At 68.6% G+C, this 19,657-nt stretch carries 20 protein-coding genes and 1 pseudogene; 9 read left to right on the top strand and 12 right to left on the bottom strand.

Annotated elements, in window-relative coordinates; all coding sequences use genetic code 11:
* Positions 1-74 precede the first annotated feature (74 nt).
* From K0O62_RS15675 to K0O62_RS15665, 3 genes are read right to left on the bottom strand one after another with little or no spacing between them, the layout of a single operon-like run.
* Positions 75-1,763: a hypothetical protein gene (locus tag K0O62_RS15675; RefSeq protein WP_073858690.1), complete on the bottom strand. Its 1,689-nt coding sequence runs from the start codon at positions 1,761-1,763 to the stop codon at positions 75-77.
* A 19-nt stretch (positions 1,764-1,782) separates the two neighbouring features.
* Complete coding sequence (locus K0O62_RS15670; protein ID WP_073858689.1) at positions 1,783-2,835, bottom strand: hypothetical protein; 1,053 nt, start codon at positions 2,833-2,835, stop codon at positions 1,783-1,785.
* Positions 2,835-3,434, bottom strand: coding sequence for a TetR/AcrR family transcriptional regulator (locus K0O62_RS15665; protein ID WP_073858743.1), 600 nt, complete (start codon positions 3,432-3,434; stop codon positions 2,835-2,837). The genes K0O62_RS15670 and K0O62_RS15665 overlap by 1 nt, the downstream gene beginning before the upstream one ends.
* A gap of 235 nt (positions 3,435-3,669) precedes the next feature.
* Between K0O62_RS15665 and K0O62_RS15660 the strand changes: the two genes are divergently transcribed.
* Positions 3,670-4,293 (top strand): PaaI family thioesterase, encoded by a 624-nt coding sequence (locus K0O62_RS15660; RefSeq protein WP_073858688.1) that lies wholly within the window; start codon positions 3,670-3,672, stop codon positions 4,291-4,293.
* A 3-nt stretch (positions 4,294-4,296) separates the two neighbouring features.
* On the opposite strand, the gene K0O62_RS15655 is transcribed toward K0O62_RS15660, so the two are convergent.
* Complete coding sequence (locus K0O62_RS15655) at positions 4,297-6,297, bottom strand: FUSC family protein (protein WP_073858687.1); 2,001 nt, start codon at positions 6,295-6,297, stop codon at positions 4,297-4,299.
* A 96-nt stretch (positions 6,298-6,393) separates the two neighbouring features.
* On the opposite strand from K0O62_RS15655, the pseudogene K0O62_RS15650 reads away from it, so the two are divergent.
* A pseudogene (locus tag K0O62_RS15650) lies at positions 6,394-7,102 on the top strand (EthD domain-containing protein).
* Positions 7,099-7,854: an enoyl-CoA hydratase/isomerase family protein gene (locus K0O62_RS15645; RefSeq protein ID WP_073858685.1), complete on the top strand. Its 756-nt coding sequence runs from the start codon at positions 7,099-7,101 to the stop codon at positions 7,852-7,854. Before K0O62_RS15650 ends, K0O62_RS15645 begins: the two are co-directional and overlap by 4 nt.
* Before the next feature lie 4 nt (positions 7,855-7,858).
* On the opposite strand, the gene K0O62_RS15640 is transcribed toward K0O62_RS15645, so the two are convergent.
* Both K0O62_RS15640 and K0O62_RS15635 read right to left on the bottom strand, forming a co-directional pair.
* On the bottom strand, positions 7,859-8,050 hold the full coding sequence (locus K0O62_RS15640; protein ID WP_073858684.1) for a (2Fe-2S)-binding protein: 192 nt from the start codon (positions 8,048-8,050) through the stop codon (positions 7,859-7,861).
* 4 nt (positions 8,051-8,054) lie between these two features.
* Complete coding sequence (locus K0O62_RS15635; RefSeq protein WP_131817454.1) at positions 8,055-8,252, bottom strand: hypothetical protein; 198 nt, start codon at positions 8,250-8,252, stop codon at positions 8,055-8,057.
* 264 nt (positions 8,253-8,516) lie between these two features.
* Here K0O62_RS15635 and bfr point away from each other — a divergent pair, with 264 nt between their 5' ends.
* The 4 genes from bfr to K0O62_RS15615 all read left to right on the top strand — a co-directional run bounded on the left by bfr (position 8,517) and on the right by K0O62_RS15615 (position 12,166).
* Positions 8,517-8,996 carry a bacterioferritin gene (gene bfr, locus K0O62_RS15630; RefSeq protein ID WP_073858742.1) on the top strand — a complete coding sequence of 160 codons (480 nt, stop codon included), beginning with the start codon at positions 8,517-8,519 and terminating at the stop codon, positions 8,994-8,996.
* A gap of 128 nt (positions 8,997-9,124) precedes the next feature.
* Positions 9,125-11,194, top strand: a complete 2,070-nt coding sequence (locus tag K0O62_RS15625) for an MDR family MFS transporter (RefSeq protein ID WP_079244695.1) — start codon at positions 9,125-9,127, stop codon at positions 11,192-11,194.
* A 41-nt stretch (positions 11,195-11,235) separates the two neighbouring features.
* Positions 11,236-11,718, top strand: coding sequence for a carboxymuconolactone decarboxylase family protein (locus tag K0O62_RS15620; RefSeq protein ID WP_073858682.1), 483 nt, complete (start codon positions 11,236-11,238; stop codon positions 11,716-11,718).
* 10 nt (positions 11,719-11,728) lie between these two features.
* On the top strand, positions 11,729-12,166 hold the full coding sequence (locus tag K0O62_RS15615) for a hypothetical protein (RefSeq protein ID WP_073858681.1): 438 nt from the start codon (positions 11,729-11,731) through the stop codon (positions 12,164-12,166).
* Here K0O62_RS15615 and K0O62_RS15610 read toward each other — a convergent pair.
* The 5 genes from K0O62_RS15610 to K0O62_RS15590 all read right to left on the bottom strand — a co-directional run bounded on the left by K0O62_RS15610 (position 12,117) and on the right by K0O62_RS15590 (position 17,198).
* Positions 12,117-12,983, bottom strand: a complete 867-nt coding sequence (locus K0O62_RS15610; RefSeq protein ID WP_073858680.1) for a cytochrome c biogenesis CcdA family protein — start codon at positions 12,981-12,983, stop codon at positions 12,117-12,119. The genes K0O62_RS15615 and K0O62_RS15610 overlap by 50 nt on opposite strands.
* The gene (locus K0O62_RS15605) at positions 12,984-13,505 is read right to left on the bottom strand and encodes a protein disulfide oxidoreductase (RefSeq protein WP_073858679.1); all 522 of its coding nucleotides are present in this window, start codon (positions 13,503-13,505) and stop codon (positions 12,984-12,986) included. It lies immediately after the preceding gene.
* An 85-nt stretch (positions 13,506-13,590) separates the two neighbouring features.
* The gene (locus K0O62_RS15600; protein ID WP_073858678.1) at positions 13,591-14,934 is read right to left on the bottom strand and encodes a cytochrome P450; all 1,344 of its coding nucleotides are present in this window, start codon (positions 14,932-14,934) and stop codon (positions 13,591-13,593) included.
* 43 nt (positions 14,935-14,977) lie between these two features.
* Positions 14,978-15,421, bottom strand: a complete 444-nt coding sequence (locus K0O62_RS15595; RefSeq protein WP_073858677.1) for a limonene-1,2-epoxide hydrolase family protein — start codon at positions 15,419-15,421, stop codon at positions 14,978-14,980.
* Complete coding sequence (locus K0O62_RS15590; RefSeq protein ID WP_073858676.1) at positions 15,411-17,198, bottom strand: N-acyl-D-amino-acid deacylase family protein; 1,788 nt, start codon at positions 17,196-17,198, stop codon at positions 15,411-15,413. Before K0O62_RS15590 ends, K0O62_RS15595 begins: the two co-directional genes overlap by 11 nt.
* A 105-nt stretch (positions 17,199-17,303) precedes the next feature.
* Here K0O62_RS15590 and K0O62_RS15585 point away from each other — a divergent pair, with 105 nt between their 5' ends.
* A complete protein-coding gene (locus tag K0O62_RS15585) occupies positions 17,304-18,221 on the top strand; it encodes a dienelactone hydrolase family protein (RefSeq protein WP_073858675.1) in 918 nt (305 codons plus the stop codon).
* Positions 18,222-18,227: 6 nt separating this feature from the next.
* Here K0O62_RS15585 and K0O62_RS15580 read toward each other — a convergent pair whose 3' ends face one another.
* The gene (locus tag K0O62_RS15580; protein ID WP_073858674.1) at positions 18,228-19,154 is read right to left on the bottom strand and encodes an SDR family oxidoreductase; all 927 of its coding nucleotides are present in this window, start codon (positions 19,152-19,154) and stop codon (positions 18,228-18,230) included.
* A gap of 102 nt (positions 19,155-19,256) precedes the next feature.
* On the opposite strand from K0O62_RS15580, the gene K0O62_RS15575 reads away from it, so the two are divergent.
* Positions 19,257-19,652 carry a hypothetical protein gene (locus K0O62_RS15575; protein ID WP_073858673.1) on the top strand — a complete coding sequence of 132 codons (396 nt, stop codon included), beginning with the start codon at positions 19,257-19,259 and terminating at the stop codon, positions 19,650-19,652.
* The last annotated feature ends 5 nt before the right edge of the window (positions 19,653-19,657 follow it).

Here is a 19,657-nt window from a genome sequence, read left to right as displayed (position 1 = left end):
CTTGCTACCGGCAAGAATAGGCCCTCGGTGCCGGGAATGGGCGATATGACACATTGTGAGCCAAGCAAATTCATTCAATCGCAACACGGGGACGGTTCGGCCGTGACATCCGGGCTGACATCCAGCCTGCACGCGCAGGATGCCAGCACCGGGACGTCGGCCCGTGCGCGGGCCACGTCGAGCTGCTTGGCGATGATCCGCGCCTCGGCGTCGCGGCCCAGCCGGCGCAGACATTCGTGGTATCCGTGCAGGCTCCAGACGTTTCCGGGGTGTTGGCAGGAGCGCCGCAGGGTGTTGTCCAGCCCCAGATCCGCCGCGTAGACCGCGGCGGCCTCCTCGACTCGGCCCTGCTCGGCCAGCAGCGCCCCGTAAGCGTGCCGGGTCGGCTGCATCCAGCCCCACGGTTCGTCGTAGGGCAGCGCGTCATCGAGTGCGATCGCCTGTCGCAGGAGCGTGAACGCCTCCTCGAAACGTTCTTCCCGGTAAGCGATTTCGCCGTCGAGCATGGCGATCGCGATGGCCAGGATGTCGCGGCTGGTGTTGTTGAACAGGTAGCGGGATTCGGGGATGCGTGCGTACGTCGCAGCCAGCGCCGCCTGTTCGGCGCGGGCCGCAGATAACTGGCCCGTGGCGGCGTATGCGATGCCGCGACCGTAGTGCACGGTGGCGGCGGTGGTGCAGTACAGCTCGGGGTCCTCGGGCAGGCCCAACGCGATCAACTCGTCCCAGCGGCCGAACCGCACCAGCACGTGCACCCGCAGCGGCACGAACGCCTCCAGCCAGTCCGCCATCGGCGGCGAGTCGATGGCCAGCAGCTCCGGGCTCAACTGTTCGGCGAGTTCGGTGGCGGCCTCCTCGGCGATCCGGTAGTTGCCCTCGAACATGGCCGAGTACACCACGAAGTGCAGATCGTGTGCGCGGTAGAGGGAGTAGAAGTTCAGTGGGCCGGCCTGCTCGACGAACGTGCGGTCGGCGCGCACCGCCGCCTGGTTGGCCACCACCGACGCCCGGTAGTCACCGCAGAGCACATCGATGTGGCTCGGCATGTGCTGCAGGTGGCCGGCGTCGGGGACCAGCCCACGCAGCAGGTCGGCGGCGGGCAGTGCGTCCTCCGGATGCGCCGACATCTCCATGGCATGGATATAGAGGTGCAGGACACCCGGATGGCGCCGTCCGGCCGGGCCGGCGAGTGCGGCATCGAGCAGCGCCTTGGCCTCGATCACCCGGGAGCCCGCGGCCGGCCGGCCGGTTGTGTTGTCCCACAAGGCCCATGCGGTGACGTTGAGCAACGCGTCGGCGGCCAGCGCCTGTACATCCACATCGTCGGGGCAGGTCTCGGCCACCACGGACATGGCCGCGGCATAGGCCCGGTGTCCGTCGGTCAGGGCCGCGTCGTCGAGTGGGTCGTCGGTCGGGAAACGCGCCGCCAGTGCCTCGATGAGTGCGCGCTCGGTCGTCGAGGCGTGTCCGCCGGCCGCGGCGGCGAGCTCCGCGCGGGCCCGGGCCAACGCGCCGGCCAGCTCGACAGGGTCGAAGGCATCCCACGCCTTGTTGTAGTTCGGGCCGACGGCGTAGGCGATGCCCCAGCGCGCGATGGCCAGATCGCCGTCATGTTCGAGGGCACGCTCGAAACAGCGCACCGCCTCCCCGTGGTTGAACGCGTAGGCCCACACCAACCCCCGGTCGAACCACAGCTGCGCCTGCGGCGAAGACGTCTCGACCCTGCGGGAGTAGGACCCCAGGTCGTAGTACGGCTCGCTCATGGGGCAACGATAGGTCTCCTCAGCCGTGCACGGCGACGCGTTGCCACAAACGCTGCGCCGCGGGCATCCGGACGGTGGTGGCGAGCATCGCCAGGGCCGCGCCCGTCGCGGCCCAGATCACCAGCGTGACAATCGGTGTCACGGCGCCGTGGCCGCCGAAGTACTCGATGCTGCGCAGCAGTGCGACCCCGGACCCCTGCGGCACGATGCGGTTGAACACCGTGTAGAAGCCCGACAGCAGCGGCAGGCCGACCGGCCCGGCGGCGGCCGCGTTGCCGACGATCACCAGGAATGCGGTCACGATCAGTGCGGCGACGGTGCCGAACGCGGCCGAGACCCCGGTGACCGCGCCCCCGACGGCCATCGCGTAGAGCCACAGTGCGCCGAACACCTGCCACGGATGTGCGCCGAGGGCGTCGATTCCGGTGTCCACATAGATGGTGACGACGCCGGCCAGCAGGGCCGCATACGTCGAGAGCGTGACGGTGCGCAGCGCCAGTGTCCACGGCCGTCGCACCGACCCGACCAGATAACCGAAGGCGGTGGCCCCGATGGAGGCGCCGAGGGACACGAAGATGATCGCGTAGAACTCGACGGTGCCCGAGGGATTACCCGCCGAGGTCGGTGCGATATCGGTGACCGAGGGAACCAGCCCGGCTTCGCCTGCCACCGCGCGTCCGACGGTCTCGGCGGCGGCGGCGACGCTGTGGCCGCCCCCGCCGGCCACGTAGATGTCCAGTCGGCCCGACGATTCGACCAGCGCGGCGTCGGCCCTGCGTTCCAGGACCTGAGTGCGGGCTGCCGCAGCATCGGCGACTGCGGTGACATCCAGTCCGTCCCGGTTGTCCAGGGCGTCGATCAGCTGGGCGGGCGCGACGACCGCGACGTCCAGGTGATGCAGCGTCGGTTTGGCGAAGGCGCCGGCATAGCTGGCGATCATCGCAAGGACCAGCAGGGAGAAGGTGACCATCGCCAGCGCGACATAGCGGACCTGGGCGCGGGTGACGCCGTGTCCTTCGGGTGCCGTCTGCTGGACGGTCGGTGCGGCCGCCGGCGCGCTGTGCTTACCCATCAGAACCGCGCCGCGGCGTCGGGCGGCGTGAGAAGTGCGTTGACGGTGTCGAAGGCCGCGGCCACCCGGTCGCGGAGGTCGCGGGCGTCCCGGGCCTCGGGCTCCTCCATCCAGGCGCGCAGCACCTCCATGAACCCACCGACCAGGAAGCGGGTCACCGCCTCCTCGGTCAGCCCCGCGATGGGGGTGACGGGGCCGCCCGGGCCGGTGCCGGTTCTGGCGATCTCGGCGCAGGCCGGGGCCAGCTCGGTGCGGAAGGCGCTGACCACGCGCTGGGTGACCGAACTCGGCACCACATTGCGGTACATCGCGCGGTGCTCGCCGGCGAAGTCGAACAGTCGCATGATGCACACCCGCGGGTCGCCGCCGATGTCGGCGGTGGCCTGTTCGAACGCCACCGAGAACGCGGCTGCGACCGCATCGTCACGGTCACGGAAGTGTTGGTAGAACACCTGCCGGCTGACACCCGCGCGGCCCACGATGCCCGCGACGGTGAGCTCGTCGACCGGATGTTCGTGGGCGAGTGCGAACGCCGCCTCGTGCAGGCGCGTGCGGACCCGTTCGGCGCGGGGGTCGGCGCTGTGTGTTCGGGCAGCCATGGTCACGAGCCTAAGTGACTTCGTAGACAGATGACTACGAAATATCAGGTTATCTATGACACCCGGCCAACGGCGTTGTGACCCGCACCGCAGCGCCGAGACACGCGTAGCGGTCGCGCGAAAAGTCCCTCGCGTGCCCGGTACGCGTGTTTCGCTGGAGGGCCGATGGGCCGTCCGGTGTACGCGGCGGACCGGTGCACTCGACAGCGCCGGTAGAACATGTTCTAGTTCTTGCATGTTGGACTTCACTGTCGAGGACCTCAGCGCCGAGGACGTCGAACGATTGCGTGAGATCTATCGGCCGCTGACCGAATCGGTGCGTGAACTCATCGATGCGACCATCCGCACAGACGCCGCCGCCGAGACGGTGGCGGCCGCGAAGGCGCAGATCGATGCGGCGACGGCCGCTCTGCGCAGCAAGCAGATCGACGGCCCGTTCGGGGTGCGGTTCACCGAGCAGGGCGACCGGATGCCCTGGGGCAACGCCGTGATCGGGCTACGCAACCCGGTCGCGCCGCCGTTGTCGGTGCAGCACCATCCCGACGGCAGCGTGTCCGCCGATTTCACCCTGGGCGCGGCCTATGAGGGGCCGCCGGGGCACGTGCACGGGGGAGTGGCCGCACTGATCCTCGACCACATGCTCGGCGAGGCGGCCAGCCCGGCCACCAGTCCGCGACTGACCGGGACCATCAGCCTGCGCTATCTACGTCCCACCCGACTCGGTGCGTTGCGGGTGCAGGCGGCCGCCGAGCGTACCGAAGGCGTGAAAACCTTTGCCACCGGCTTCATCTCGGATGCCGAAGGGCCCACGGTGCAGGCCGAGGGAGTGTTCATCCGGCCCAGGTGGGTACAGGACTGATCCTCACTGGCTGAGCTTGATGTCGGTGGCGGCGATGTCGGTCACCACCGTGGTGATGTTGCAGATCTCGCCGACCAGCAGCCGTTCGGCGGCGTGGTCGTCGGTCAGCAATGCCGAGGCCTCGCGCACGCTCGCGCTGGCCGTCAGCAACGCGTCGCTGTCGACGCTCCAGGGCGCCGCCGGGGTGGCCGGGTCACCGCACAGTGCCTTGACGTAATCGTCCACCGCGGCCACGAATTCGCGGTTCAGGTTGGGTGGGGGATGCGCAGGCAGGTGGGCTTCCAGAGCGGCGCACGAGGTCGTGACGGAGTTCAGTGCGGCGCGGTAGGACCGCATCCAACGGCGCAGCGCACGGGACTCGGTGCCGGTCGCGCCGGCGGTGGCCTCGAAGGCGGCGCGGGCGCTCACCGCCCGCCCCCAGGCGGATTCGAGCTGCTCTTTCGGATGATCCAGATCGTGTACGAAAGCTCTGATCACCATTGCCGCATAGTCGATCTCGGTCTTCAGCAGTTCGCCGGCGCGCTGCCGCAACCGGACCAGTGCGTTGTCGGGGATCAGCACATGGACAGCGACGGCCAGCCCGCCGCCGACCACCACCGCCAGCAGGGGATCCCCGACCGCGCCCGCGCTGGAAGCGTTACCGATGTTCATCAGGAAGACCAGGGTCCCGGCGATGGCGATGGTCACCCCGAGGTAACTGATCTCTGCGGTGAGATAGCCGCCGGCGAGGAACACCACCGCCAGCACGGCCGAGGCCGCACCGGTGGGATCGGCCAGCGAGGTCAGCAAGGCGGCCAGGGCCACACCCGCTGCGGTCCCGACGATCCGCCCGACGCAGCGGGTGTAGGTGTGGGCGGTTTCGGGACGCAGCACCATCAGGACCGTCAGCGGGATCCACACACCGTGCGGCATATCGGCGAACTTCCACAGCGCCACTCCGATCGCGGTGGCCACGACGAGGCGCAGCGTGTGCCGCAGAATCGGTGAACTACTGACCATCTGAGCCCGCACGAGACCGCTCACCGCGGTGAGCGCGTCCGGGACGCCGGTGCGGCGCAGATGCGCCACCTGGTCCGGTTCGAATTGTCCGAACCGCAATTCGACGGCCTCGCGCAACTGGGCCGACAACAGCATCGCGGCCTCCCGTCCGGGGCCCTGCACCGCGGTGGCCGCGCCGTCGAGTTGGCCGGTCGCGTAGGCCAGGTCGGAGCGGGCACGACGCCGGGCATGCGCGATGGTCACCAGCAGTTCGGAGGCGCTGTGCAGCACCCGCGCCACGGCCTCGTCCTTGTCGTAGTGCGGCCCCAGCGCGGTCAGCGATTCGGCGATCCGCTCGGGCAGGCTGTACCAGCCGCGGTAGATCGGTGGCCGCCGTTTGGCCAGCGCCTCGCTCACCGTGAATACGTCCCGCAGCCGGATCAGCGGCTCCCGGTCGATGGTGGTGTCGGAATCCACCGCGATCCGGTCGGCGTCGGCGGCCAGGGACAGATAGGCGCGAGTCAGCGCGCTGCGCTGGGTACGCCAGCGTCGTTGTGGCCACACGACGATCAACATGGCCTGCAGCAGCCCGCCGGTCAGGGCGAGCATCGCCACCGCCAGCACCGACCCGACGTCGTGCTCGGCCGGGACCGAGGTCACCATCACGGCGGCACCTGCCGCGGCCACCAACCCGGCATTGGCGCTGATGGCCCAATGCAGTCCGGCGGCCACACACCACAACGCGATGACCACGATGAAGGCGAAGGTGTTGGCTTCGGTCACCGCGCCGAGCAGCGCGGCCAGAGCCATCTCCAGCGAGACGATCACGACCGTGGGGAAGCGGCTGCGCGGGCTGTCCTGCAGCGCGCTGGCGCCGGCGACGATGGCCGCGGCCCCGGTGCTCACGGCGGCCGCCGGGGAATGCACGGCATTGGCCAGCAGCACCACTCCCAGGACGCCGGCCAGACTTCGTAGCACGGCGCCGCCGTCGTACAACGTCAGTCGCAGCTGGCGGCCGAGGGTCATCAGGCCATTGTGTCCCGACCGGCCGGTGTGTCAGGTGCGATCGCAAAGGTGTGATCGGCCGGTGATCGATTCGCCGCCGATTGTTAGGTTCGGCTGGTGGAAAAGGTGATGGTCGTGCTGCGCGCGACAAACCCCGGCGAACAGTGGTGCACCCGATTGCGGACCCGGGTGGCGACCGAGTTGTCCGAACTCGATCTCGCCGGACTGACGGTCAATGTGCGCGATGAGGTGGTGAGCGCATCGCTGATGACACTCACCACGCTGGACCCGCCGGTGTGCGCGGTGGTCAGCATCTGGACCCAGCAGTACTACGGTGCGCCGCTCACCGCGGCACTGGAACTGCTGGCCACCGAATGCCAGGAGATGGCCGCCTATCTGGTGACCGAGTCGGTCCCGCTGCCTGGCCCGGACACCGTACCGAGCGCGCACCCCCGGATTGGCCAATGTCGCGTTGCTGCGTCGTCCCGACGAACTGGACGAGGCAATCTGGTTGCAGCGCTGGCATATCGACCACACACCGGTGGCGATCGCCACCCAGGCGACGTTCGGTTACACGCAGAACACCGTGGTGCGGGCGATCACCGCGGACGCGCCGCCGGTGGACGCCATCGTCGAGGAACTGTTCCCGATCGAGGCGGTGTCGGATCTGCACGCCTTCTTCGGGGCAGCCGACGACGCCGACCTCGCCGACCGGATGGGGCGGATGGGGGCCAGCGTGGCGCGATTCGGCGCCGATCGCAACATCGACACGGTGCCGACCAGTCGCTACGTGCTGTGGACGCCGACCCTTACGCTGCAAGCGTGACCCTGTTGATCGCCGATGAGAATCGGGTACGCACGCTGACATTCAATCGCCCGGAGGCGCTCAACGCCTTCAGCGAGGCGCTCTACGACGCGACCACCGAGGCGCTGCTGGCGGCGGCCGAGGACCCGGAGGTGTCGGTGGTGCTGCTGACCGGTGCGGGGCGTGCGTTCAGTGCGGGCAACGACCTGGTCGAGATGCAGAAGCTGGTGACCGACCCGGACTATCAACCCGGCAAGCACGGATTCCGCGGGATGATCGAGGCACTTGCCGCCTTCCCCAAACCGCTGATCTGTGCGGTCAACGGGATCGGGCTGGGTATCGGCACCACCATCCTCGGCTACGCCGACCTCGCTTTCATGTCGAGCACCGCCCGGCTCAAATGTCCGTTCACCAGTCTGGGGGTTCCGCCGGAGGCGGCGTCCTCATACCTGTTGCCGCGGTTGATCGGTCGGCAGAACGCGGCGTGGCTGCTGCTGTCCTCGGAATGGGTGGAGGCCGCCGAGGCGCTGCGAATGGGTCTGGTGTGGAAGGTGTGTGAGCCCGAGGACCTGTTGGCGGAGGCTCGCAGGCACGCCGAGGTGCTGGCCGCGCGGCCGCTGAACAGCCTGCTCGCGGTCAAGCAGACGATGATGGACGCGATCCGCCCCGGTATCGCCGCGGCCAGTGAGCGCGAGAACGCGTTGTTCGCCGAACTGCTGGGGCAGGCGGCCAATGTCGACGCGCTGGCCTCTTTCGTGGACAAGCGCGGCTGAGGAGTCAGCCGACCGCGTGCACCGGGCACTCGACGGTGCGGGAGGCGGCGAGGATGGCGCGCACCGTGCGACGGCACCGGCCGCAGTCCGATCCCGCGCCGCACGCCTCGGCGATCTGCCGGGACGTGGTGGCACCGGCGGCCACCGCGTCGTGGACGGCCTGGGTGGTGGCACCGGTGCACAGACACACGAACATGCGTTCAGGCCGCCTTGCCCGTAGGCCGCGGCGAATTTGCGAACGATTCGCCTTTCGCCCCGGCCGAATACATGCCGGACGATCGGCTGAAATTACGGGCCTGAGCAAAGCGAAAAAAATCGGCCGCGGCGGGCCGTGCCTGAGCAATTCGGGGAATGGGAAAAACGACCGGACGGAACGAATGTGAATTGTCGCCGTTCACCGTTTCTGCCTCTCCGTCCGGGTCGGGGTGTGGGGCGCCGACGGCGGCTGCCCGAGAGTTAGGTCAGTGTAACCTAACTAAGGCAAGCCAGTCCATAACTAGGCCTCTGACTAGGGTTAGCCTCACCTACGGATCGCCGAAGCCGGCCGAAATTTGTCTCCGAACCGCCTCGACTGCTCTCGCTGCCACCCCTCGACTCGACTAGATTCAGACAGGCACGGCATTAGCGACACTTGACCAGCCCTCACGGTGCTTAGGAGCGACATGCAAGGCGATCCGGAAGTTCTAAAATTGCTCAATGAGCAGTTGACGAGTGAACTCACGGCGATCAACCAGTATTTCCTGCATTCGAAAATGCAAGATAATTGGGGATTCACCGAATTGGCTCGCCATACGCGGGAAGAATCATTCGAGGAAATGCGTCATGCGGAGACGATCACCGACCGCATTCTGCTTCTCGACGGCCTACCGAACTATCAGCGGCTGTTCTCCCTCCGGGTCGGGCAGACCCTGCGGGAGCAGTTCGAATCCGATCTCGCCATCGAGTACGAGGTGGTGGCGCGACTGAAGCCGGGCATCATCATGTGCCGGGAGAAGCAGGACGCCACCTCCGCGGGGATCCTGGAGGCGATCCTGGCCGATGAGGAAGGGCACATCGACTACCTGGAAACCCAGCTGCAGTTGATGAACACCCTCGGTGAGGAGTTGTACTCCGCGCAGTGCGTATCGCGGCCCCCGCAATAGCCCCGCCACGGCCACGGTTTCCCCCATGGGCCGCTCGGGTACTGCCTAACCGGTACCCGTTCCGAGGTTCCATCGGCCCGGCGTATATTAGATAGCCGAGCTAATCATTTGATGGGTCGGGGCGACCTATGGGGGAGTCAGTGACGTCCAGGGAAGCCGGAACGGCCGGAGAAGCCGGCGAAAGCAGCCCGCCGGTCAGCGCGCAACGGCGAAACATCATCTTCGTCGCGATTCTGCTGGGCATGCTGCTGGCCGCCCTCGACCAGACCATCGTGGCCACCGCGCTGCCGACGGTGGTGTCCGATCTCGGCGGCGCAGGCCATCAGTCCTGGGTGGTCACCAGCTATCTGCTGGCCTCGACGATCGCGACCGCCGTCGTCGGCAAGCTCGGCGACCTCTTCAGTCGCAAGGCCGTCTTCCAGGTCTCGGTGGTGTTCTTCTTCGTCGGTTCGGTGCTGTGCGGCCTGGCCGACTCGATGTCCATGCTGGTCGCCGCGCGGGCGCTGCAGGGGATCGGTGGCGGTGCCATCATGGTCACCGCCACGGCGGTGATCGGCGAGGTCATCCCGCTGCGGGACCGCGGCCGGTACCAGGGTGCGCTGGGCGCGGTCTTCGGCGTCACCACCGTGATCGGTCCGCTGCTCGGCGGGTTCTTCACCGATCACCTCAGCTGGCGGTGGGCGTTCTGGATCAATGTCCCGGTCGCCGCGGTGGTGTTCGTGGTGGCCACCGTCGCCATCCCGGCGCTCGCTCGGCACGGCCGTCCCGTCATCGACTATGCGGGCATCGCGCTGGTCGGGGTGGGCGCCTCGGCGCTGATCCTGGCCACCAGTTGGGGCGGTTCGGAATACCCGTGGACGTCGCCGGTGATCATCGGCCTCTTCCTCGGTTCGATCGTCGTGCTGTCCGCCTTCGTCTGGGTGGAAACCCGTGCGGCGGAACCGATCCTGCCGATCCGACTGTTCGCCAGCCCGGTGTTCACCGTGTGCTGCGTGCTGGCGTTCATCGTCGGCTTCGCGATGCTGGGGGCCATGACGTTCCTGCCGACGTTCATGCAGTTCGTGGACGGGGTCTCGGCGACGGAATCGGGTCTGCGAACGCTTCCGATGGTGGCGGGCATGCTCCTCACCTCCATCAGCAGTGGCTCGATCGTCGGGCGGACCGGGCGCTACAAGATCTTCCCGGTGCTCGGCACCGCGATCATGTGCCTGGCGTTCGTGCTGTTGTCCACCATGGATGCCCAGACCTCGGTGTGGCTGCAGTCGCTGTATCTGCTGGTGCTCGGCACCGGTATCGGGTTGTGCATGCAGGTGCTGGTGCTGGTGGTGCAGAGCACCTCGGACTTCACCGACCTGGGCGTCGCGACGTCGGGCGTCACGTTCTTCCGGACCATCGGCAGCGCGTTCGGCGCGGCCATCTTCGGTTCCCTGTTCGCGAACTTCCTCAACAGCCGGATCGGTCCGGCGCTGGTCGCCAGCGGCGCACCGCCGGCCGCGGCGGAGTCCCCGAAGGCGCTGCTGGAGTTGCCCGCCGACGTGGCGGCGCCGATCGTGGGCGCCTACGCCGATTCGCTGGGACTGGTCTTCCTGTGTGCCGCGCCGGTGGCGTTTCTCGGGTTCGTGGTGTCGCTGTTCCTCAAGGAGATCCCGCTGCGCGAGATGGAGTCGGCATCGGCCGCCGACCTCGGCGACGGCTTCGGGATGCCGGTGATGGAGACCTCCGACGAGATTCTCGAGCTTGCGGTGGGCAGGACCTTCCGGGACTCGCCGGATATCCGGTTGCGCAAGCTCGTCGACGCCCCGGGGTGTGAGCTCGACGTGGCTCGGCTGTGGGCGGCGGTGCAGATCTACCGGCACAACCAGGTGCACGGCTGGGCCTCGATCGGCTCCATCGCCGACGCCCGGCGGATCCCGCCGGAGATCCTGGAGCCGGTATTCGACCGGCTCGTCGAGACCGGGTACGCGCTGCGCACCGGGGATCGGCTGTGGCTGACCCAGGCCGGCGCCCGTCAGGTCGACGTCGCCATCGGCGCACTGGTCGCCAAACTGGTGCAGCGGCTGGCCGAGGCCCCGGATTACCTGGGCAGGCCGGACAAGTTACAGGTGGAGGCGGCGCTGGAACGCATCGCGCACCGGATGGTGCTGCAGCGGGAGTGGACCGAGGGCCGCGAACTCGTCGGCACGGCACCGACAAACTAGAACACGTTCCAATCTGCGGTCGTCCGGCGTACGCTCCGGGCATGAGCCGAATCGGAGATTTCGCAGACGACGATGCCGCGGCCTGGGTGACCAAGTCACCCGATATCGGCGTCGCGATGGCCGGTTTCACCCACGCCGTCTACAACAAGAACCGGCTGCCCATGCGGGTCCGGGAACTGGCCCGGATGGTCATCGCGCGGGACAACGAATGCGTGGTCTGCCAGAACACCCGTGACTCGGCGGGCCTGGAGGCCGGGGTCGACGAAGACCTCTACGACCACGCTTCGCAGTGGCGGACCTGGCCGGGCTACAGTCCTGCCGAACGGATCGCCGCGGAGTTCGCCGAACGCTTCGCCAGTGACCACACCGGGCTGCGCGACGACGAGGACTTCTGGGAACGCTGCCGGGCGGAGTTCAGCGAGGAACTGCTGACCGACCTCGCGCTCTCGTGCGCCATGTGGCTGGGCATGGGGCGGATGTTGCGCACCCTCGACATCGGCCAATCCTGCAAGATCACCCTGTGATCGGAGCCCGATGACGACCACTGCGGCGCTCGCGGCCGCCCTGATCTTCCTCTGGCTCGGCATGGTGCTGGCCATCTCGTTCATCGAGGCGCCACTGAAATTCCGCGCGCCCGGCGTGACGTTGCCGATCGGCCTGGGAATCGGCCGGTTGGTGTTCCGCGCGCTCAACGGCGTGGAGGTGGTGCTGGCAGTCGTCGTCGCCGTCGCGCTGGTGGTGACCGGCCCCGGGCCGACGGTGCTGGTCGCTTTCGCAGTCGCGGTGCTGGCCTTGACCGGGCAACTGGTTGCGGTCCGGCCGGCGCTGACGAGGCGCTCCGATGCCGTCCTGGCCGCCGGCCCGGACGCGGAGACTCTGCCGCGTTCCCAGGCCCACTTCGTCTATGTCGGTTTGGAGTCGGTCAAGGTGATTGCGTTGATCGCCGCCGGGACCGTCCTGCTCGCCGGCTGAATCCGATTGCGGCCGCGGCGGACACCAACGCGACCAGCACCACCAGCCACGGCCATCCGCCGTGCTCGTACACCCAGCCGGCGATCGCGCCCTGCAGCCGCCCGGCCGCCCCGATCACCGGGTCGGCCGGGTCGCCACCGGCGTGGAACAGCCGTATCTCGTAGATGCCGTAGTAGGCCACATACGCGCCGACGACGAGCAGCAGCCCTCCGCTGATCCTGTTGACATAGGGCAGGATTCGGCGGATCCGGTCGAGCAGAGCGGAACTGGCGAAGGCGGTGGAGACGGCCAGCGCACCGACGATCACCGCGAAACCGCCCGCGTACGCCAGATAGACCAGCACGGTGTCACGCCAGGACGGCGCGCGGGCCGCACTCGCGGTCACCGCCAGAAACGGGCCGACCGTGCAGGACAGCGAGGCCAGCGCGAATCCCAGTCCGTAGCCGAGCATCGATCCGACCCGTGCGGTCGGCGCCCACCGCGAACCGGCATGCACCGGTAGCGTCAGCGTCCTGCCGATCAGTAGCCAACCGCCGAGCATCACCAAGATGACACCGATCAGCACGGTGGCGAACGGAACGTACTGCTGCACCGTCGAGGCGACCGAGGCGGTCAGTGCACCGAAGGCGGCGAACACCGCCACCACCCCCAGCGTCATGGCGGCGGTGGCGGTCAGGGCGCGCCCCACCGCCCGTCCGCTGCCCGCGTCCGCCTGTATGACCAGGCTCAGATAGCCGGGCAGCATCGCGAACCCGCATGGATTGACCGCGGCGATCAGCCCGGCCCCGAACGCAAGACCGAGCAGATCGGCGTCCATCTAGGCGGTGAGCGCGGCGACCCGGTTCGCCAGGTCCTGTTCCGACATCGCCGACGTCGGGTTGTTCACGAAGGTCGAGGCCCCGTCGGGCTTCACGAACAGATAGGCCGGCTGCCAGGGCACGTTGAATCGCGCCCAGATGGAACCGTCGGCGTCGTTGAGGTTGGTGAAGCCCAGGTTGTAGCGCGACACGAAGTTCTGCATCGCGGCCACATCCGAGCGGGCGGCCACCCCGACGAACGTCACATCCGGGTTGGCCGCGGCCACCTTGCTGACGCTTGGGGCCTCCTGGTTGCAGAACGGGCACCACGGCGTCCAGAACCACAGCACCGCGGGCTTACCCTGCAGGGTGGCACCGTTGAACGGCGCCCCCGACAGGGTGGTGCCGGTGAAATCGAGGCGGTCGTCGGCCAGGGCGGCCGGGGCGCTGACCAAACCCAGCAGCAGGCCCAGGGCGGCCAGACTCAGGGCAAGCGCTCGCAGGCGCCGGGCACCGCGGAATCTGAGGGCGGGCAATCTCATGGGGGACCTCCGGTTCGGACCGGGCCCGCGGCTGGATTAGTCGGGCCTCAGCCGTTACTACGTACCCACTCGGCACCCGGTTTGATCATTTCGTGGCATTGCGGTGCGGGCAGCCTGCCTGGTCCGGTGCCTGCGCGGCGCGCATCGCCCGGACCCGGATGCGGGCGCCCCGGTGCGGCACCAGGATGACGCCCTTGATCCGCTGGCGTTCCCCAGGTGCGGTGGTGGTGGCCAGATCCACCCGGCGCAGGACTTCCCGCAGCACCACGGCCATCTCGACCTGGGCGAAGTTCGCACCCAGGCAGCGCCGATCGCCGCCGCCGAACGGTAGATAGGTGGTCGGGCCCAACGCCGCGCCCAGCATCCGGCCCGGATCGAAACGATCGGGGTGCGGATACCGGGCGGCGTCGGCGTGCACCAGCCCGATACCCGGGGCCACCATCACCCCGGCCGGCAGCAGATGCCCGGCCACCTCGGTCGGCTCGGTCAGGACACGGCCGACGTCGAAGACCACCGGCCGGATCCGCAGCACCTCCTTGCAGACCGCGTCGATATATCCGTCGGCCTCCGGGCCGCCGGTGCGCGCCGCACGGGTGGCCTTCTCCAGGATCGCGGGATGTCTGGTCAGCAGTTCCAGCGCCCAGGACAGTCCGGTCGCGGTCGTATCGTGTCCGGCGACCAGCAGGGTCATCAGTTGATCGCGCAGTTCGGCGTCGGACATGCCCGATCGCACCAGCATCGACAGTGCGTCGGGGCGATCACCGAGGTCCGGATCGGCCCTGCGCTCGGTGATCTCGGCGTAGAGCAGGCGGTCGGCCTCGTGCAGCCGATCCCGGAACCCATGCCACGGTTTGAGCCGTTGCAGGCCGGGCACGGCGACGGGCAGCGAGTTCCAGGCCCCGAGTCTGAGCAGTTTCGGCATGACGGCACGCAGCCGCGCCAACCGGTCGTCGTCGGTGGTGCCGATGACGGTCCGCAGGATGACCTCCAGCGTGATCGCCGACATCCGGGGCGCCACCGGGAATTCGGTGCCGACCGGCCATCCGGCGATGTTGTCCGCGGCGATCTCGGCCATCACCGCGGTCTGGCGGGCGACGGCCTCCCGGCCGAAGGGTGCCAGCATGAGCCGGCGGCGGTCCCGGTGCACATCGCCGTCGATCACCAGCACCGAATTCGGGCCGAGCAGGCCGGTCAGCATGGCGTTCGCCTCTCCGGCGTGATACACCGACGGGTTCCCGCCGAACACCGTCTTGATATCCGCCGGATCGGCCAGATAGACCATGGTGCCGATGGTGGCCACCCGCAGCGTGAACACCTCGCCGTAGCGGCGCCGGCACGCGGAAACGTACTGCGCCCAGAAGTTCATCATCAGCACGCCCTGCACCGCGGCCGGCAGCGGCGGGCCGGGTGGCAGTTCGGTGCTGCTCATGATTGGACCCTAGGCGGGGGCGGGACGACGCGAGACCGACTCGTCAGATCTGCCCGGTGGCGTCGTACACCCAGGACATGTCGGCCGTGGCGAAATCGGACAACCAGTTCGGCGGGGCGAACGCGGCCAGCGCACTCATGTCCCAGTAGTCCTTCCACAGGGTGAGCTTGTCGTCGACGACTTCGTGCACCGTGACGAAGCGCAGCACGGCGACCTCCCCGCTGACCCAGGTCCAGGTCTCGGAGTGCTCGTACATCACGTTGGGGCCGTCGGCGACGAGCAGGCCGTCGTGGTTCTGGTAGCCGGCCAGCGGTTCCAGCCCGATCTTGAGTCTCTTGACGATGTCCTCGGGCCCGCGGGCCGCCGCGGCCGGTCCCACCGGCATGTCGGCGTAGATACAGTCCGGGGAGAGATGGGTCTTCACCTGGTCCCAGTCGCGCGCCGACAATGCGCGCCACATGCCCAGGACCGTCTGCTCAGTTGACATGGGCCAGATCTTCTGTGCCCGAGGACAATGCGGGGGAGCGGTGCGCGGCCCGCAGGAAGCGTCCGGTGCGCTGCCGGCCGAGGAGATCGGTGGGCCGGCCGTCCAGGAACACCGCGCGGCCACCGACGAACACGGCGTTGACGGTGTCGTCGTTGCGGTTGACCATCCGGGACAGCCCGCCGTAGCAGTCGACGGCCTCCTCGGCGTAGGACTCCAGGGAATGGTCGAGCCGCTCGGGGTCGATGATCACGACGTCGGCGCGATCACCGATGCGCAGGTGCCCGGCGTCTAGGCGATACCAGTCGGCGAGCTCGCCGGTCAGCCGGTGCACGGCGTGCTCGATCGTCATGAACGGCCGCCCGGCGTTGTGCGCATCGCGTACGTGTCGGAGCAGTCGCAGTCCCATGTTGTAGAACGCCATGTTCCGCAGATGTGCACCGGCGTCGGAGAACCCGAGCTGGATGCCGGGATCGCGAGCGAGCTTCTTCAGTACCTCTGGTCGGTGGTTGGAAATCGTGGTGCGCCAACGCAAATCGCGCCCGTGGGCCAGCACCAGATCCAGGAATGCGTCCACCGGGTGCAGGCCGCGGTCCAGCGCGACCTGGCCGAAGGATTTGCCGACGACGGTGGCATCCGGGCAACCGACGATCTCGGCGTCGTGAAAATCGCGTTGCCAGACCCGAACGCCGAGCCGGTTCTCGTAGTCCTTGCGGAACTGCCTGCGGTACGCCTCATCCCGCAACAGCTCGTTGCGCTCCACCTCATCGCGCAGGTGCAGCGCGGCGGCCCCGGCGCCGAACTCCTCGAACACCACCAGATCGATGCCGTCGGCGTAGACCTCGAAGGGCACCGGCAGATGCTGCCAGCGGAAGTTGCCGCCCATCGCGTTGACCATCCGAGCCAGCGGGCCGAGCACCTTGACCGCATGCGGGTTGGCCTTGATGTCGGCCGCCGACAGCAGGCTGGTCTTGAGCGGATTGCGCAAGACTCCCAGCGACTGGGCGAGCTGCGAACCGAGGTTGAGCGGATTCGCAATGTCGGGTCCGGACTGCAGGACCCGGCCGGTGCGCCGCAGCAGCGATTTGAGCCGGCGCAGTTCGCGCGGACCGGCGTAGGTCGAGGGCAGTGTCCGGGACCGGCACGCCTCACCGTCAATCTTGTCGAAAAGCAGCTGTTGCGAGGACATTCCGACGAACCCTGCGTCGAGCGCCTCGGTCAGCATCCGTTCCATCTCGGACTGTTCGCCGCGGGTGGGACGGCGCCGCCTGCGGGTGGCCCGATCCAGACCCATCACCTTCGTGCGCATGTCGGAGTGCCCGATGAAGGCCGCGACGTTGGGGCCCAACGGCAGCGACTCCAGCGCCTGCACATACTCCTCGGCCCCGGTCCAGGTCTTGTGCCGGTCGACGGCGTCGATCACGAACTGCCGCGGGATGGCCTCGACCCGGCCGAACAGGTCACCGGCCTCCGTGCCGTCGACGTGCACGGTGGACAACGAACACGAACCGACCATGACCGTGGTGACACCGTGGCGCAGCGACTCGGGCAGTGCGGGCAGGCCGAGCACTTCGATGTCGTAGTGGGTGTGAATGTCGAGAAGTCCCGGCAACACCCATTTCCCGGCGGCATCCAGGATCTGCGGGCATCCGCTGTCATCGAGTGCCTCGGCGCTGATCGCGGCGACGTGGCCGTTCCGGATCCCGATGTCGCGTACCGCCGACGGTGCGCCGGTGCCGTCGAACCAGCGGCCTCCGCGGATGATCGTGTCGTAAGTCACTCAGCCATCAGAGCAGCGCCGGGTACGGGTGTCAACGAAAATCGTGAACAGATCGAAAAAGGTGTCTACTCGAAACCGGCGGTCGATCGGCACATACTCAAGGCCGTGACGCCCTTACAGCGCTACATCGCCGAAGAGATCGCCACCGACCACGCCGATGGGTTGTTGTCCCGTCGGGAAGCGCTGCGCCGGCTCGCGCTACTGGGCCTCGGCACGTCGGCGGCCGCAGCCGTCATCGCGGCCTGCGGCAAGAGCGCCCCGGATTCCACCACGAGCACGGCGGAGCCCGACACACCGTCCCCGCCGGCCCCTGCCGCAGCGCCGCCGGGGATGGCCACCGCCGTGCAGACGACCCCGGTGACCTGGGCCGGACCGGGCGGCGAACTGCAGGGCGCATGGGCCGCGGCGCCCGTGCCGCGCGGCGCCGTCCTGGTGATCCACGAGAACAAGGGCCTCAACGACTGGGTTCGTTCGGTTGCCGGCCGGCTGGCCGGGGTCGGGTATTCGAGCCTGGCGATAGACCTGCTCTCCGCCGACGGCGGCACCGCCACGTTCGCCGACCCCGCCGAGGCGACCGCCGCGCTGGGCAACCGCGCGCCCGCGGACATGATCGCCGATCTACGGTCCGGGATCAGCGAGGTCCAGGCGCGCACACCCGGCGCGAAGGCGGCGGTCGTCGGCTTCTGCATGGGTGGCGGACTGGTGTGGCGGCTGCTGGACGCGGGTGTGCCCGAACTGGCCGCCGCCGTCCCGTTCTACGGCCCGACGCCCGACGATCCGGATTTCGCCGGCAGCAGGGACGTCGCGGTGCTGGGCTTCTACGGCGAGCTCGATCAGCGCGTCAATGCGACCGAACCGGCCGCCCGGGCGGCCTTGCAGCGGGCCGGTCTGGTGCACGAGTTGGTCATCGAACCCGGGGCCAACCACGCATTCTTCAACGACACCGGCGACCGCTACGATCCCGGCGCGGCGGCCGACGCCTGGCAGCGGATGTTGGACTGGCTGGCGGCGCACGTCGGCTGACCGGGCTCAGCCCGTTGCCCACCCGTCGGGGCAGGATCCGTCGATGTCGGTGAACCCGTACTCGCGGGCCAGCGCGACGGAGGTGACCGACCGCTGGTTCCACCGGGCCCGGTGCTCGTCGGCGGCGATCGCGGCCACGCCCCGGCCGACGAACCGGGGTGTCTCCGATTCGGCGAATCCCGGTGGCGCGCTGGGATATCCGTCGTCGCGGCCGGCGCACAGGGCTTTGCGCCAGTCGTCCTCGGTCACACCGTAGTTGTCCAGCATCATCTCCGAACGCAGCCAGCCCGGGCTGACCGCGACGGCGGTGGCGCCGACCCGCCGCAGATCATGTCCGAGGCTGAAGGCGAGCCGGTTGAGGGCCGTCTTGGCGAGGTCGTAGAACACCGAGAGTCGAAACGTTTCGGCATTGTATTCGGTTGTCCCATCCGTTATCTCGAGCAGCAGGCCACCCGGTCGGGAGACCATCAGGGGCAGCAGGCAGTGGGCGGTGATCAGATGGGTGCGCACCCCGAGATCGAGGATCCGCAGGCCGGCATCGAGATCGTGCTCCCACATCGGCCGTCCCCAGGTCGACGGTGCGCCCTTCAGTACCTCGGCTCCCCAGATGTCGTTGACCAGGATGTCGATCGTGCCGTAGTCCGTGCGCAGCCGGTCGGCCAACGCGCGAACCTGATCGGGCACCAGATGGTCGACCTGGATCGCGACACCGCAGCCGCCCAACGTATTGACCAGTGCGGCAGTCTCTTCGATGGTCTCCGGGCGGTCGTAGTCCGAACCGCCGGATCCGCTCACGCTGCTGCGACCGGTGCAGATCACGGTGGCTCCGGCCTCGGCCAACCCCGCGGCGATACCGCGGCCGGCCCCGCGGGTGGCACCGGCCACCACCGCGACCCGGCCGCGTAGCGCGCCGGGGACCGCTGAAACCCCCATGGATGCAGAGTATGCGCGCGCAGGTCGCACCCCGTGGGCGTTCGAACACCGAATTCCACCGGGCGCACCTGTCCGAGGAGAAGGTGCCATACGATTCCGGACATGAAAGCACCCGGATTGGTCCTGCCGGTCTTGATGATCGGCGCGCTGTACGGCTCGGGCCCCGCCGTCGCGGCGCCCGAGGAGCCCGGCTGCGCCACGACCGTGTCGGCACCCCAGGTGATCGACGTGTCCGGCACCCCGATGGTGTGGGCATCCGTGTCGCCGGGGGTCTGCAACCGCGCGGAACCGCAAATGCAGGTCGCCTGCCTGCAGCGGGTGGGCAGCCCGCTGGCCCCGATGTGCGAGGAGGCCGGCGGGCCCACCACCGCGCGGGTGACCCTCGCCCCGTACGTCCCCGGGGCCAGCTATGTGGCCACCGGTCGCAGCTGCGCGAATTCGGGCAGCCCGGCGGTCATGTTCTGCCGCGCCGCCGGCCCGGTCACCGCCACACTCTGAGGAAC

It is taken from the genome of Mycolicibacterium diernhoferi (assembly GCF_019456655.1).
GTDB classification, from domain to species: Bacteria; Actinomycetota; Actinomycetes; order Mycobacteriales; family Mycobacteriaceae; genus Mycobacterium; species Mycobacterium diernhoferi.
The sequence above is the reverse complement of the archived record's forward strand: the minus strand, read 5'-3'. Positions and strand labels throughout refer to the sequence as shown.

What these genes read in the sequence shown, in the direction of transcription:
- K0O62_RS15675 (WP_073858690.1), bottom strand. Translation starts at nt 1,763, where the DNA reads ATGAGCGAGCCGTACTACGACCTGGGGTCCTACTCCCGCAGGGTCGAG.
- K0O62_RS15670 (WP_073858689.1), bottom strand. Translation starts at nt 2,835, where the DNA reads ATGGGTAAGCACAGCGCGCCGGCGGCCGCACCGACCGTCCAGCAGACG.
- K0O62_RS15665 (WP_073858743.1), bottom strand. Translation starts at nt 3,434, where the DNA reads ATGGCTGCCCGAACACACAGCGCCGACCCCCGCGCCGAACGGGTCCGC.
- K0O62_RS15660 (WP_073858688.1), top strand. Translation starts at nt 3,670, where the DNA reads ATGTTGGACTTCACTGTCGAGGACCTCAGCGCCGAGGACGTCGAACGA.
- K0O62_RS15655 (WP_073858687.1), bottom strand. Translation starts at nt 6,297, where the DNA reads ATGACCCTCGGCCGCCAGCTGCGACTGACGTTGTACGACGGCGGCGCC.
- K0O62_RS15640 (WP_073858684.1), bottom strand. Translation starts at nt 8,050, where the DNA reads ATGTTCGTGTGTCTGTGCACCGGTGCCACCACCCAGGCCGTCCACGAC.
- bfr (WP_073858742.1), top strand. Translation starts at nt 8,517, where the DNA reads ATGCAAGGCGATCCGGAAGTTCTAAAATTGCTCAATGAGCAGTTGACG.
- K0O62_RS15625 (WP_079244695.1), top strand. Translation starts at nt 9,125, where the DNA reads ATGGGGGAGTCAGTGACGTCCAGGGAAGCCGGAACGGCCGGAGAAGCC.
- K0O62_RS15620 (WP_073858682.1), top strand. Translation starts at nt 11,236, where the DNA reads ATGAGCCGAATCGGAGATTTCGCAGACGACGATGCCGCGGCCTGGGTG.
- K0O62_RS15615 (WP_073858681.1), top strand. Translation starts at nt 11,729, where the DNA reads ATGACGACCACTGCGGCGCTCGCGGCCGCCCTGATCTTCCTCTGGCTC.
- K0O62_RS15610 (WP_073858680.1), bottom strand. Translation starts at nt 12,983, where the DNA reads ATGGACGCCGATCTGCTCGGTCTTGCGTTCGGGGCCGGGCTGATCGCC.
- K0O62_RS15605 (WP_073858679.1), bottom strand. Translation starts at nt 13,505, where the DNA reads ATGAGATTGCCCGCCCTCAGATTCCGCGGTGCCCGGCGCCTGCGAGCG.
- K0O62_RS15600 (WP_073858678.1), bottom strand. Translation starts at nt 14,934, where the DNA reads ATGAGCAGCACCGAACTGCCACCCGGCCCGCCGCTGCCGGCCGCGGTG.
- K0O62_RS15595 (WP_073858677.1), bottom strand. Translation starts at nt 15,421, where the DNA reads ATGTCAACTGAGCAGACGGTCCTGGGCATGTGGCGCGCATTGTCGGCG.
- K0O62_RS15580 (WP_073858674.1), bottom strand. Translation starts at nt 19,154, where the DNA reads ATGGGGGTTTCAGCGGTCCCCGGCGCGCTACGCGGCCGGGTCGCGGTG.
- K0O62_RS15575 (WP_073858673.1), top strand. Translation starts at nt 19,257, where the DNA reads ATGAAAGCACCCGGATTGGTCCTGCCGGTCTTGATGATCGGCGCGCTG.